The following is a 13597-nucleotide window of genomic DNA, read 5'->3' on the forward strand; positions in this document are numbered from 1 at the left end:
TTCAGGCCATTCGCGGCTGGCCGAGGCCGCCCGCCGCCCACTTCAATCAGCTTCCTTGCATGGCCATGCGGCTATCGATCAGCTGCTGTACCACGCTCGGGTCGGCCAGCGTGGACAGGTCACCCAGCGAGTCGAAATCATTCATGGCGATCTTGCGCAGAATGCGCCGCATGATCTTGCCCGAGCGTGTTTTGGGCAATGCCGCGGCCCACTGGAGGGTGTCCGGTACGGCAATCGGACCGATTTCCCGGCGCACCCACTGACGCAGTTCCTCACGCAGCGAATCGCTTGACTCCTCGCCCTGCAGGAGCGTGACGTAGACATAGATGCCCTGCCCCTTCACCGGATGCGGCACACCGACTACGGCAGCCTCGGCGACCTTGCGGTGTGCGACCAGGGCACTTTCGATTTCTGCCGTGCCCATGCGATGGCCGGACACGTTAAGCACATCATCCACGCGCCCGGTGATCCAGTAATAGCCGTCCTCGTCGCGGCGCGCGCCGTCGCCGGTGAAATACATGCCGCGGAAGGTCTTGAAGTAGGTGTCGACGAAGCGGTCGTGGTCGCGATAGAGGCTGCGCATCTGCCCCGGCCAGGAATCGAGGATCACCAGATTGCCTTCGGTAGCGCCTTCGAGCAGGTTGCCAAGGTTATCCACCAGCCCCGGCACTATGCCAAAGAAGGGCCTCGTGGCCGAACCCGGTTTGAGCGCGGTGGCGCCGGGCAAGGGGCTGATCAGGATGCCGCCCGTCTCGGTCTGCCACCAGGTATCAACAATGGGGCAGCGCGACTTGCCCACCGTCTCGTAATACCAGTTCCAGGCTTCGGGATTGATGGGTTCGCCCACCGTGCCGAGCAGGCGCAGGCTCGAACCATCAGCCCCTGCCACTGCCGCATCGCCTTCGGCCATCATCGAGCGAATCGCCGTGGGTGCGGTGTAGAGAATGTTCACCTGATGCTTGTCGATGATCCTGGCAATCCGCGTCACGTCCGGGTGGTTCGGTACGCCCTCGTACATCAGCGTGGTCGCACCGTTGGCCAGCGGACCGTAGATGATGTAACTGTGCCCGGTGATCCAGCCAACATCGGCGGTACACCAGTAGATCTCACCGGGGCGATAATCGAAGACGCGCTCATGGGTCAGCGCGGCGTATAGCAGATAACCGCCCGAGGTATGCATCACGCCCTTGGGTTTGCCCGTGGAGCCGGAGGTATAAAGAATGAACAACGGCTCCTCGGCGCCCATTTCCTTCGGCGCGCAGACGTCACCAGCCACATGCATCAGTTCGTGATACCAGACGTCGCGGTGCGGGTTCCATCTGATCTCGCCACCGGTGCGCCGCACCACGATGATCTTCTGCACGCAGCGGGTTCGGGGATTGGTCAGGGCATCGTCGACGTTAGCTTTGAGCGGCACAGCCTTGCCGCCACGCATGCCTTCGTCAGCGGTGATCACCACTTTGGAGTCGCCATCGATGATGCGCCCCGCCAGTGCTTCGGGTGAAAAACCACCGAAGACCACCGAATGAATAGCGCCAATGCGCGCGCAGGCCAGCATGGCCACCGCCGCCTCTGGAATCATCGGCATATAAAGGGTGACCACGTCGCCGCGATGCACATCCTGGCCGCGCAGCGCGTTGGCGAACTTGCTGACTTCCTGGTGCAGCTCGCGATAGGTGATGTGCCGGCATTCAGACGGATCATCGCCCTCCCAGATGATCGCCACGGCATCACCGCGCGTCTCCAGATGGCGATCCAGGCAGTTGGCCGATACGTTCAGGGTGCCGTCGGCGAACCACTTGATGTCCACATGATGATCGTCAAAAGACGTCTGCTTGACCTTGGTGAAGGGCCTTATCCAGTCCAGTCGCGCGGCCTGCTCGCGCCAGAACCCATCAGGATTGACCACCGACTGCTGATACAGAGCCTTGTATTCGGCCTCGTCGGTCAGCGACCGCGCCGCCGCTTCCGGCTGCACGGGATACAGGGACGCAGCGCTCATGGGCTATCACCTCATGTGTGTCATGGCATCAGCAAACTGTTGAAAAACTACCTGCGTTGGCAATACGTCGTTAAAAACAGCCTCAAAATGCTCATTTACAACAGTAAACTCCGCTTTTTCGGCTGCTTTTGCCTCGTCTTGCCTGCCTCGCCTACGCTTTTCAACAGCCTGCTAGTTGTCACTCCTGTCTCACAGGCGAAACCCTGTTCCCATCCACGCGCCTGGCAGACATTTCGTTTGAGCCCCGGCGGAGCGGTTGCGTTCAGTCACAACCCGCACGGGCTTTCACAAGCATAGACCCTCATCTGCCTGCCAACGCCTGAGCCAAGGTCTGGATTGCCCAAGCCGGTAGCGCTCAGTCATGCTCCCCCTCGAATGACCGCACACAGGCAGCACATGCATGGAACAACACGACAGCAACCTGCCCCTGCAGGGCATCAGAGTCATCGAAATGGGTCAGCTGATTGCCGGCCCCTTTGCCAGCAAGCTGCTGGGCGAATTCGGCGCCGAGGTGATCAAGATCGAGCCGCCGGGCGCCGGCGATCCGCTGCGCAAGTGGCGCAAACTCAAGGACGGCACCTCGCTCTGGTGGCATGTGCAGTCACGCAACAAGCACTCGCTCACCCTCGATCTCAGGGAGCCTGAAGCCCAGGACATCGTTCGCCGACTGGTGGCCGAGGCCGATGTGGTGGTGGAGAATTTCCGCCCCGGCACCTTGGAAGAATGGGGGCTGGGCTGGGATACGCTGTCGCAGCTCAACTCCCGTCTGATCATGCTGCGCATCTCCGGCTACGGCCAGACCGGACCCTATCGCGACCTGCCAGGGTTCGGCGTGATCGGCGAAGCCATGGGCGGCCTGCGTCATCTATCCGGTTATCCGGGTCAGCCGCCGGTACGCGTGGGTGTCAGCATCGGTGACTCGCTCTCCTCGCTGTATGGTGTGATCGGCGTGCTACTGGCCCTGCAGGAGCGCAACCGCAGCGGCCTGGGCCAGGAAATCGATGTGGCGCTGTACGAATCGGTGTTCGCCATGATGGAAAGCCTGGTGCCCGAATACGACGCCTTCGGCTACGTACGCGAGCCGGCGGGCAGCGCCCTGCCCGGTATCACGCCGTCCAACTCCTACCTGTGCAAGGACGGCACCTGGGTGCTGGTCGCCGGTAATGGCGACAGCATCTACAAGCGTCTGATGACGCTGATGGGCCGCCAGGATCTGGCCGACGATCCGCGCTTCGCTCATAACGATGGCCGCGCCCGGCATGCCGAACTGATCGACACAGCCATCGGCGAATGGACCGCGCAGCACAGTCGTGACGAAGTAATCGAAGCCCTCAAGGGCGCCCGTGTGCCGGCAGGCTATCCATACACCGCCGCCGATATCGTCGCGGACCCGCACTATCTGGCGCGACAGATGATCGAGCAGGTCGAAACCTTTGCCGGGCCGCTGAAGGTACCGGGTGTATTACCCAAACTGAGCCGTACACCGGGCCGTATTGGCCAGGGCGGCCCACAGCTGGGTGAGCACACCGAAGACATCCTCGCCGGCCTCGGCCTGACCCAGGCACAACGCCAAGGGTTGCGCGAACGGGGAATCATCTGACGAGGCTCTGCAGGCAGGCACGCTACTACAGGGCAGTAGCTGCTTGCGACGCTGATGCGGGCCGTCATTGCGTGTGGAACTACTCAAAAAACATGCTGGAAAGGTGCCTTTTCAGCAACTTCCGTAATAGCAAACCCCACCATGTTCGCCATACTTTACAGTCCGTGCTATATTCCGTCCGCTTGACGCGTCAGGCCATGCGCCAAAAGACGTGATTTCATCTGTCGACTGACTGCCGGCACCCCTGGCGACAGGCCGGAGCACCGAAGCGTAAAACGCTTCGCCTATGCTCAGGATCGCAGCGTGCGATCTCTTCCTGTCTGCCTTCCTGCTCGCAACCCCCGAGCCAGTGCTCGACCATGCCTGCCCTGCGCAGTGACCGGGTTGCTTATAAACGCCTGCCGTAAATACGGCCCTGCGTCGCGCCGGCGGTGCTTGAGGCTATAAGAGGAGACCTCGTGTACCAACTCGCCCTACCCACCGTTCTGCTGTTGCTGCTGGGCTTCTACGGCCTGACGTTTCTGATGTCGACCCGCATCGGTCAGAAGAAAGAGAACGTGGACAGCTACATGGTTTCCAACAATTCGGTGGGTTTCGGCATGTCTGCCGCCAGCATGACCGCCACCTGGATCTGGGCCGCCTCCTTCTACGCCGCAGCCAGCGCGGGCTACAAGTACGGTCTGTCGGGCGCGCTGCATTACGGATTCTGGGGCGCGCTGATGATTCTGTTCATCTACCCCTTCGGTAAACGCTTCCGCCAGCTGGCGCCCAAGGCGCACACCCTGGGCGAGATCATGCACGCACGTCACGGGCGCTCCAGCCAGATGATCCTGGCCAGCTCCAACATCCTCGGCAGCTGCATCAGCCTCACAGTCAACTTCACCGCCGCCGGCGCACTGGTCGAAATCCTCTCGCCGCTGAGCTTCGTGCATGGCGTGCTTTTCGCGGGCTTCGGCGTGCTGTCATACACACTGTGGTCGGGTTTCCGCTCTTCGGTGCTGACCGACTTCGGCCAGTTGATGGCGATGATCCTCGCGGCAGTCATCATCATTCCGATGATCTTCTTCCAGCTGGGCGGACCCGAGCTGTTCGAGGCGGGCATGCCACGCCTGGCGCCAGAGCAGGCAAGCTTTTATTCGCCCACAGCAATTCTTGAACAGGGCGCGCCCTTTTTCGTCGCGGTACTGGCCTACGCCATTGGCAACCAGACCATCGCCCAGCGCCTGTTCGCCGTGCGCGAAGACCTGATCAAACCGACCTTCCTCACCGCAACCGTCGGCTACGGCGCCATTGTCATCGGTCTCGGCATGCTCGGCCTGCTGGCGTTGCTGGCCGGCGTCGAACCCATCGACGGCGACCTGAACAACCTGATCCCGCAGATGGCCTCGAACTACCTGCCGCCGTTCATGATCGGGCTGCTGTTCATCATGGTGATCGGCTCGCTGTCGTCCACCGCCGACTCGGACCTGTCGGCGCTGTCTTCCATCGTCATGACCGACATCTATGGCAAGACGCTGGCGAAGAACAAACCCAACCCGACAGTGATGCTGCGCGTCGGTCGCCTGACCATGATCGTCGCGGCCATGATTGGTGTCGTCTTCGCCAGCCTCAAGCTCGACATTCTCACCATGCTGATCTTCGTCGGTGCGCTGTGGGGCTCCATCGTATTCCCGGTGATCGCCAGCCTGTTCTGGGATCGGGTCACCAACAAGGCCTTCACCTGGGCGGCGATCTCGGCATTCGCCATGTTTCTCGTCACCCGCTTCGAGCTGGTTGCGATGGATGGCGTGCTGGCGGTGTTCTTCGAGCTCTGCGCGGCCGTTGGCGGCGGCGTGGTGATCGGCCTGATGGCCTTCGGTTTCTTCGGTCGCCGGGTCGGCATTCTGCTCGGCACGCTCACCGCGCTGACGCTGGCACCGTTCGCCGTGGGCTTCCTGCGTGACTACAGCGTTCTGCTCAGTTCGCTGACCGCATACGGAGTCAGCATGATCGTCTGCGTGGCCATCAGCCTGCGCAACCAGGAGCGCTTCGACTTTGACCGGATCGGCGAACAGATCACCGCCTTCCAGACCGCACAACCCGAAATCAAGACCAAAGAAAAGGAGAACGTCCCATGTCCAGTATCGCTCTGACCGCCTATGTCCTCATCTGGCCGGCCCTGGCCGCCCTTGTCTTCGCCCTGCTCTGTACCGGCCTGGTGAACGACATCCGCGAAGCCAGGCGCAACGGAACAGACCTGGTCTGACCGCTGGCGCTGCAGTGACCCAAGGCCCGCAGCTTCGTGCGGGCCTTGGGTCACTGCCTCTCAGTTGATTGCCTGACCGGCCCGTTGCAACAGGCGTCGGGCTCGCCCGATGACAGGCGCGTCGATCATCTGATCATCCACCACGAAGACCCCTTCGCCACAGGCGCCGGCAGCCAGAACGCGCTGTGCCCAGGCCAGCTCTTCAGGGGTGGGCATCAGCGTTTCGTGCACCACAGCAACCTGGCTCGGGTGAATACACAGCAAGCCGCCAAAACCCATGTCACGGGCGTCTGCCGTGGCTTTGGCAAGCCCCTGCAGATTCTTGATATCGGGAAAAATACTGTCCAGAGGCGGCGCCAACCCGGCCAGTCGTGACTGCAACAGCAACGCATAGCGCGCCTGATCGAGCATACGTTCGGCCGCTGCGCTACCGTTGGCCAGCCCCAGGTCGAGCCCCAGGTCCAGCACACCGAAAGACAACCGTTCCACACCTTCAGCCGCAGCGATCTCGCTTAACGCAGCCAGCCCGCGCGCGCTTTCGAGTATGGGCCACACCGGCTTGCCGCAGGTTGCGACAATCGCTACCTGGGACGGGTGTTCGACCTTGGGCAGCAGCACACCAATCACCCCGGCATGCCTTGCACAGAGGGCGATATCCGCCGCTTGCTGCTCATGGCCGGGTGCATTGATGCGTACCAGCACGCGGGCGTCCGGATGGGTTACCAGGTAGTCGTCGAGGTGGGTCCGGGCCTCGCTCTTGAGACCCTGCGCCACGGCGTCTTCCAGATCGACGATCACCGCGTCGGCGCCGGTGGCCAGCGCCTTGGGAATCCGCTCCGGGCGGGTTGCGGGAACAAAGAGTGCGCTGCGAATGATGGCCGAATTCATGGAGTGTTCCTTATCTGTCGTTCTGCGCAGGAGCAGCCTGGCCGGCTCTGTTATACCGCGCCGCGCTCATGCATGCGCTGGATATTGCCTGATTGAGGGGCAGGAAACCTGCCCTCGGACTGAATCCCGGCATCGCCTGATCCAGCCAGAAGCGAACGTTGGGTCGCGAATGCTGCCGAACAGCGGTAGCCCCGCTTCGGCGGACCACCGCAGGGAGCCACCATGTCCGCACTGACCAACAGACTGTTTCGCCTGTATCACCGGGTGACCGGCAGCATCGCCTTTTATCCCACCCTGATCGCCCTCGGCCTGGGCATTCTGTGCATTGTCAGCATCGTGCTGGAGATGACCTGGCTGCAGTCGTACAAGGAGAACCTCGACCTCGGTCTGGTGAAGAATGCCGAGAATGCACGTCTGATCCTCGGCACCCTGGTCGCGGGCGTCATTTCGCTGATGGTATTCAGCTTCTCGATGGTGATGGTGGTGCTCAATTCCGCCGCCTCGTCACTGTCACCGCGGGTGATTCCGGGACTGATCAGCAGCCGCAGCCATCAAGTGGTGCTGGGCGTCTACCTCGGCACCATCATCAACTCGCTGATGCTCATCTCCACCATTCAGGAGGGCGACGACATCAACGTGCCCAGCCTGGGGATATTCTTCGCCCTGGGCCTGGGGATCGTCTGCCTGTGCCTGTTCGTCTATTTCATCCGCTCCATCTCACTGTCAATCCAGGTGGATTTCATCCTGGGTCGCGTCTACAAGCAGACGCTGGTGCAGCTCCAGCAGCGTCGCGAGCGGCAGGAACTGCACCCGGCGGCCGACTGGCCGAACGAAAGCGCCTGGGTGACGATATGCGCCCGACGTTCCGGCTATTTCAAGGCATTGAACACGTCCGCGGCGCTGGCGCTGCTGGAAGAGCAGGATGCGCGTATGACCGTGCAGGTGCACTACGGCTTCTTCGTGATGCCCGGACACCCGCTGATACGGCTGGATCAGCCAATGGATGAGCGTTGCGTGGAGCAATTGCTCGACTGCTTCGATTTCTATGTCGAGGAATATGCGCATCGGCACTTCTTCTTCGGCTACAAGCAGATCATCGAGATCGCCGTGCGCGCACTGAGCCCCGGCATCAATGACCCTGGCACGGCGATCAAGGCAATCGACATGATGGCTGCACTGTTCGCTGAACGCATGAACCTGCCGGATCATGACGTCGCCCCCGAGCAAGGCAAGCCACGCATCTACTTTCGCGAGCTGGACCTGCACCACATGCTGCAAATGGCCTTCGGTCCGCTACGCAGCTATGGCCGCAGCGATCTTCAGGTATTGCTGACACTGCTTCAGGCCTGCAAGAACCTGCTGTACTGCGCCCCCGATATTGAAAGCGAACGGGTGCTGCTACGCCATGCAAAGGCAATCGTGGAACAGGCGGAAGGTTCGCTGGAAGGCGCACTGGATCGGGCCGCAGTAGCCGAAGCTGTACAGCTGCTGAACCAGGCCGTATGTCATGCCGAGCCGTTGCAGAACAGTCTCATGCGGGAATCCTGAGCGCTTATCGCTGCCCAAGCAGTCGGCAAGCCAGTACCCTTTTCATCCAGAAACCCCGCTCGCCACACCCCCGTACACCTCATCTGGCTCATCCAGCAGTCGACTCGCTGGAGGCGCCGCAACTTGCTTTCGGTAATTCAGTTACCTAGGGTGTCGTTAATGAAGTCCTTGATCGCTCCCATCGGTTCGCTGCTCGCCGGCGTCGCCCTGCTCCTGCTGGGCCACGGCCTGCTCAATACTCTGCTGACGCTGCGCGGGGTGGCCGAAGGCTACTCGACGGGCATGATTGGCCTGTTGATGTCCGCCTATTTCGCCGGCTTCCTGGTCGGCACCTGGCTCGCGCCGTCACTGATCCGCCGCATCGGCCATATCCGCACTTTTTCCTTCTACGCGGCGCTCGCCGCCACCGTCGTGCTGCTGCACGTGATGATCGTCAACCCCTGGGTTTGGCTGGTACTGCGCCTGATGTACGGCATCGCTCTGGTGACGCTGTACATGGTCATAGAAAGTTGGCTCAACGCCCAGGTCAGCGGCGAAAAACGCGGCCAGGTCTTCGCCATTTACATGGCGGTCAACCTGGGCGCGCTGGCCGCTGCCCAGCAGTTGCTGAGCCTCGACAGCCCAATGGAATTCACCCTCTTCGCGATCGCAACCATGCTCATCGGTGGCGCCATGATGCCGATTACCCTGACCCGCCAGCCACAGCCGGCCCAGCCGGACGTGCCGCCCACCGATCTGCTGCAACTGGCGCGTATCGCGCCCATGCCGCTGATGGCGGCGGGTATCTCGGGGCTCGCGCTGGGTGGGTTCTGGGGCCTGGCGCCGGTCTATGCCGGCGAAGTGGGCTTCGATGCCGCCGGCATCGGCCTGATGATGAGCGTGACCATTCTTGGCGGTGCGGTCCTGCAGTGGCCCATCGGGCTCTTCTCGGACCGCCATGAACGGCGCGTCGTACTGCTCTGGGTCGTGGCATTCGCGGCGCTGCTCGCCGCGGCCATGGCGCTTTTCAGTGCGGGCCCGCTGCTGCTCGGCCTGATGTTCGTCTGGGGCGGCCTGGCCTTTTCCATCTACTCCATCGCGGTGGCGCAGATGGTGGACCATCTGCAACCGGACGAGATCCTCTCGGGGTCCAGCGGCCTGCTGCTGGCCAACGGCTTTGGCGCCGCATTCGGCCCGGTGATCGCCGGCGGACTGATGCACCTGGCCGGGCCGGTGGCGCTGCCGCTGTTCTTCGCGGTCACGCTCGGCATCCTGGCCTGCTATGCCTTCTACCGGCCGCGCAGGGTCATGGATCTGGTGAGCGAACCCCACGGCCACTTCACGCCGATGCTGCGGACCAGCCCCACCGTCATGGAGCTGATGCCCGATGCGCCGGAAGTGACCGTCCAAGAGTCGGCCACCGAGGACGAGCTGGACGACATGCCAGCAGCCGAGCCAGAGTCGGAAACAGAAACAGAAACAGAAACAGAGCCGGAGCCACGCACAGGCACCTGATTACGGTCTCTGAAGCATCAGAAGTCCACACGGCCTCGCCCGGTCTTGATCGCACCCCGCTTGGTCTTGCCCTCCAGCCTGCGTTTCTTCGAGGCAAGGGTCGGGCGTGTCGGCCGGCGAGTTTTCTCCACCTTGGTCGCACTGCGAATCAGCTCCACCAAGCGTTCCAGCGCATCGGCGCGGTTCTGCTCCTGGGTTCGATACTGCTGGGCCTTGAGGATGATCACGCCATCAGCGGTAATGCGGCTGTCGCGCAACCCCAGCAGCCGCTCCTTGTAGAAAACCGGCAGCGATGATGCGTTGATATCGAAGCGCAGATGCACGGCGCTCGAAACCTTGTTGACGTTCTGCCCGCCGGCACCCTGCGCGCGGATCGCGGTCAGTTCGACCTCGCTGTCAGGCAGGTGCACGGTGTTTGAAATTTCCAGCATTGCAGGCCTTCATTGCAGATGGATGGGCTGCGGCATTGTCTTGTGCTCCGGCTATCGCCGACACGCTTTCACATGATTTCCCGCCAACATGTTCGGGCGCTTCAGCTAATGTGTCAGCCCGACGTAACAGGACCCATCCATGGACTCGATCACCCAGGCCCTGCTGGGCGCCAGTGTACAGGCCTCGCTGCTCGGTCGCTGGCAGGGCCGCAAGGCATTGCTGTATGGCGCAATGCTCGGAACCCTGCCCGATCTCGATGTGGTTATCAATTACGGCGATGCCGTAGCCAACATGACCTACCACCGCGGCTTCAGCCATTCGCTGTTCGTGCTCAGCCTGGTCGCCGTGGTCCTGACATGGCTGGCACGACGAATACGGCCCCACCCAGACTATTCGGCCATGCGCCTGTTTTTCACCCTCTGGCTGGTGCTCATCACTCATGTGACGCTGGATGCCTTTACCAGTTACGGCACCCAGCTGTTCTGGCCCTTGCAGACAACACCCGTCGCCTGGTCCAGCGTATTCATCATCGATCCGCTGTATAGCGTGCCCCTGCTGCTGGGCGTACTGGCCGGGGCGATCCTTGGCTTGCAAGGCCGTACGCCACGCTGGCCCGCGCTCGCCCTGCTGCTGTCATCGCTGTACCTGGGCTTCACCCTGGCCGGCAAGCAGATGACGGAAAACCGGGTTGAAACAGCGCTGGCCAGCATGAGCATCCAGCCTGAGCGGACATTCATCACCCCTACGCCGTTCAATAGCCTGCTGTGGCGCGCCATCGTGGTGGACGGTGACGACTACTACGAAACCCTGGTGAGCTGGTTCGACAACAGTCCGCCACAGCTGGTGCGCCTGCCCCGTAGTGCTGAGCTTGCCAACCTTCTCGCCGACTCGCCGCAGCATGCCCGCCTGCGCTGGTTCAGCAATGGCGTGTTGCGTTACGACGAAGTAAACGATCAGATTCTGGTAACGGACCTGCGACTGGGCATGACCGGGTTTCATCCGTTCCGCTTCGCTTTGGCCGAACGCAACGGCGAAAGCTGGCGGCTTATACCCCATGTGGAACGACTACCCGCCGAGCGCGGTGACCTCGACCGTCTCAAACAGATCTGGCAGCGCATCTGGCAGCAGCACCCCGGTCTGCCGCTGGCCGAGTGGGCGGCAGACCTGGATAAACGCTAGGGTCTGTTCCCGTTAGCTGTTGCAGGTACTTGAGGTGTGCAGAACCTTCAGTGGGAGCGGCTTCAGCCGCGAATTCGCGGATAAATCCGCTCCCACAAAAACAGGCTTGCTCCACCAACACGTAACCGGGACATAGCCAACGGGATCCTAGTCATCAACTTTCGGAGCCTGCGACCCGCGATGGTGCTGGCCTGTAGGAGTGGGCCGCGCCTACGAACAGGACCTGCACCAGGCGTGGCCTTAAATTCGGCCCAACAGTCAGGTGCGGAAATGCCTCACCAAGCCTTGCAGCTCGACGCCCAGGCGCGCCAGCTCAGCGCTGGCGGCGGCGGTCTGTTCGCTGGCGCTGGCGCTCTGCTCGCCGATATCGTGCACCCGCGTCACGCTTTCAGAAATATTTTCCGCCACGGCGCTCTGCTCTTCGGCGGCAGCGGCGATCTGCTGGTTCATCTGCTCGATGGTGGAAACCGACTCGGTGATGCGCCCCAGCGCCGCGCCAGCCTCCTGGGCGAGCTCAACGGTGCGTTGGGTCAGGTCTCTGCTGCTCTGCATCTGCTCCACCGCCTGCTTGGCAACGCGTTGCAGATTGCCAATCAGGCCTTCGATTTCCTCGGTCGAATCGTGAGTACGGCGTGCCAGAGCACGCACTTCATCGGCCACCACGGCAAAGCCGCGGCCCTGCTCGCCGGCACGCGCCGCCTCGATGGCGGCGTTGAGCGCCAGCAGATTGGTCTGCTCGGCGACCGCGCGAATGACTTCCAGAACGCTGCCGATGCGCCCACTTTCGGCGTGCAACGCCTCGATGGCATTGGTTGACTGTTCAACCTCAACGGCAAGATTACCGACCTGCACCACGGCGTCCTGCACCACCAGATCGCCCTGACGCGCCTGCCGGTCGGCTTCGCCTGCCGCCAGTGAAGCCTGCTCGGCGTTCTGCGCCACCTCCTGCACGGTGGCCGACATTTCGTGCATGGCGGTCACTACCTGTTCGGTTTCGAGACGCTGGTTCTGCACACCGGCACTGGTCTGGGCAGTAACTGACGAAAGCTGCTCAGCAGCCGTGGCGATCTGTCCGATTCCGCCGCCGATGCGCCCGATCAGCGTGCGCAGGCTTTGCGTCATGTCGCTCATGGCCTGCTGGAGCTGACCCAGTTCATCCTGGCGGGTAACCCTCTGCGTCTGAGTCAGATCCCCGCCCGCGACCTGCTGAGCCAGCTGCACGGTGTAGCGCAGCGGCACCACGATCATGCGCGTGATCAACATGGCAGCGGCCATCCCGATCAGCACCGCCAGAGCGGTAATGACCGTCAACATCAGAAAGGCATTGCTGCGCTGGGTCTGCATGGCCCCTGTCGCCTGCGCCAACGCCTGGTCGGCGGCGTCGAGGATTCGCTGAGCCTGATTCTGCATCGCCTGTTCCAGCGCGATCCGCGTACCACGGTTGCCGCGAAACTCGGTAAACGCCTTTTCATAGTTACCGATGGCCGTCAGCGCGCCGTTCATCGTGGCCTGCTGTTCTTCGTTGAGCCAGCGCTGGAGACCATCTCCGATACTTTTCACCTCGGCGTAGGCCTCGTTCCAGCTATCGACCGCCGCCTGGGAGCTGTTGCCGATGAACATGCTCTCGAAGGTACGCAGGTCGAGAATGCGCTTGGTCAGGCCCGAAGTCGCCTCGGCGACAGTCAGCGGATCGCTGCCCTGCAAACGCTCGCCTTCGATGCGCAGCAGCCGAACAGCGTCATACATACTGAGCTCGATGAACTCGAATTCCTCTCGGCTCGACTGTGCCGCCTCGTCCATGTGCTCGCGCAGCTGCGCGCCCCGGTCGATCAGAAAGCCGTATTCGTTGAACTGCGTGGCATAGAGTTCGGCATCGCTGCGAATCTGCCGCAACTGCGCCTGTTCAGCGCTTGTGGACAGCGCTTCCAGCTCGATCAGTTCCTGTTTGAGTCGGTCCAGCGTGCCGCGCAAGGCTTCAGCGGACGCTGCCTGTCGGGTCAGAGCGTAATCACGCTCCTGGCCACGGGCATCAAGAATCGCGGCATTGATGCGTGAAAGCTGGTTCATCTGCGCAGCGCGGGTGAGGATGGAATCCACCGCGTAAAAACCGGTGCCAGCAACACCCAGAGTCAGCAAAAGGACCATGGCAAAACCGAACAGCAGCTTTTTGCCCACGGAAAAGTTGGCGAAGATATCCACGGATTGCATC

Annotated in this window: 10 protein-coding genes; 6 read left to right on the forward strand and 4 right to left on the reverse strand. The window is 62.0% G+C overall.

Annotated features, from left to right (window positions below; genetic code table 11):
- Nucleotides 1-46: 46 nt before the first annotated feature.
- Nucleotides 47-2002, reverse strand: a complete 1956-nt coding sequence (gene acs, locus NAV32_RS02630; protein WP_256051252.1) for an acetate--CoA ligase — start codon at nt 2000-2002, stop codon at nt 47-49.
- A gap of 400 nt (nt 2003-2402) precedes the next feature.
- Between acs and NAV32_RS02635 the strand changes: the two genes are divergently transcribed.
- The 3 genes from NAV32_RS02635 (at nt 2403) to NAV32_RS02645 (ending at nt 5847) form a co-directional block, all read left to right on the forward strand.
- Nucleotides 2403-3602 carry a CaiB/BaiF CoA transferase family protein gene (locus NAV32_RS02635; RefSeq protein WP_256051253.1) on the forward strand — a complete coding sequence of 400 codons (1200 nt, stop codon included), beginning with the start codon at nt 2403-2405 and terminating at the stop codon, nt 3600-3602.
- A 458-nt stretch (nt 3603-4060) separates the two neighbouring features.
- Complete coding sequence (locus NAV32_RS02640; protein ID WP_256051254.1) at nt 4061-5734, forward strand: sodium:solute symporter family protein; 1674 nt, start codon at nt 4061-4063, stop codon at nt 5732-5734.
- Nucleotides 5716-5847, forward strand: a complete 132-nt coding sequence (locus tag NAV32_RS02645; protein WP_256051255.1) for a putative transporter small subunit — start codon at nt 5716-5718, stop codon at nt 5845-5847. The genes NAV32_RS02640 and NAV32_RS02645 overlap by 19 nt, the downstream gene beginning before the upstream one ends.
- 60 nt (nt 5848-5907) lie before the next feature.
- On the opposite strand, the gene NAV32_RS02650 is transcribed toward NAV32_RS02645, so the two are convergent.
- Nucleotides 5908-6735 (reverse strand): HpcH/HpaI aldolase/citrate lyase family protein, encoded by an 828-nt coding sequence (locus tag NAV32_RS02650; protein ID WP_256051256.1) that lies wholly within the window; start codon nt 6733-6735, stop codon nt 5908-5910.
- A 222-nt stretch (nt 6736-6957) separates the two neighbouring features.
- Here NAV32_RS02650 and NAV32_RS02655 point away from each other — a divergent pair, with 222 nt between their 5' ends.
- Entirely contained in the window at nt 6958-8283 is a 1326-nt protein-coding gene (locus NAV32_RS02655; RefSeq protein ID WP_256051257.1) for a DUF2254 domain-containing protein, read from the forward strand.
- 159 nt (nt 8284-8442) lie between these two features.
- Entirely contained in the window at nt 8443-9777 is a 1335-nt protein-coding gene (locus NAV32_RS02660; protein ID WP_256051484.1) for an MFS transporter, read from the forward strand.
- 17 nt (nt 9778-9794) lie between these two features.
- Here NAV32_RS02660 and arfB read toward each other — a convergent pair whose 3' ends face one another.
- Nucleotides 9795-10208, reverse strand: a complete 414-nt coding sequence (arfB, locus tag NAV32_RS02665; protein WP_256051258.1) for an alternative ribosome rescue aminoacyl-tRNA hydrolase ArfB — start codon at nt 10206-10208, stop codon at nt 9795-9797.
- Nucleotides 10209-10347: 139 nt separating this feature from the next.
- On the opposite strand from arfB, the gene NAV32_RS02670 reads away from it, so the two are divergent.
- A complete protein-coding gene (locus NAV32_RS02670) occupies nt 10348-11388 on the forward strand; it encodes a metal-dependent hydrolase (RefSeq protein ID WP_256051259.1) in 1041 nt (346 codons plus the stop codon).
- A 258-nt stretch (nt 11389-11646) separates the two neighbouring features.
- On the opposite strand, the gene NAV32_RS02675 is transcribed toward NAV32_RS02670, so the two are convergent.
- Nucleotides 11647-13596, reverse strand: a complete 1950-nt coding sequence (locus tag NAV32_RS02675) for a HAMP domain-containing methyl-accepting chemotaxis protein (RefSeq protein WP_256051260.1) — start codon at nt 13594-13596, stop codon at nt 11647-11649.
- Nucleotide 13597: the final 1 nt, after the last annotated feature.

It is taken from the genome of Stutzerimonas stutzeri (assembly GCF_024448695.1).
GTDB lineage: Bacteria > Pseudomonadota > Gammaproteobacteria > Pseudomonadales > Pseudomonadaceae > Stutzerimonas > Stutzerimonas stutzeri_T.

Excerpts from the sequence above, each read along its gene's own strand:
- arfB (WP_256051258.1), bottom strand. The coding sequence starts at position 10,208 with ATGCTGGAAATTTCAAACACCGTGCACCTGCCTGACAGCGAGGTCGAA.
- acs (WP_256051252.1), bottom strand. The coding sequence starts at position 2,002 with ATGAGCGCTGCGTCCCTGTATCCCGTGCAGCCGGAAGCGGCGGCGCGG.
- NAV32_RS02635 (WP_256051253.1), top strand. The coding sequence starts at position 2,403 with ATGGAACAACACGACAGCAACCTGCCCCTGCAGGGCATCAGAGTCATC.
- NAV32_RS02650 (WP_256051256.1), bottom strand. The coding sequence starts at position 6,735 with ATGAATTCGGCCATCATTCGCAGCGCACTCTTTGTTCCCGCAACCCGC.
- NAV32_RS02675 (WP_256051260.1), bottom strand. The coding sequence starts at position 13,596 with ATGCAATCCGTGGATATCTTCGCCAACTTTTCCGTGGGCAAAAAGCTG.
- NAV32_RS02645 (WP_256051255.1), top strand. The coding sequence starts at position 5,716 with ATGTCCAGTATCGCTCTGACCGCCTATGTCCTCATCTGGCCGGCCCTG.
- NAV32_RS02670 (WP_256051259.1), top strand. The coding sequence starts at position 10,348 with ATGGACTCGATCACCCAGGCCCTGCTGGGCGCCAGTGTACAGGCCTCG.
- NAV32_RS02660 (WP_256051484.1), top strand. The coding sequence starts at position 8,443 with ATGAAGTCCTTGATCGCTCCCATCGGTTCGCTGCTCGCCGGCGTCGCC.
- NAV32_RS02655 (WP_256051257.1), top strand. The coding sequence starts at position 6,958 with ATGTCCGCACTGACCAACAGACTGTTTCGCCTGTATCACCGGGTGACC.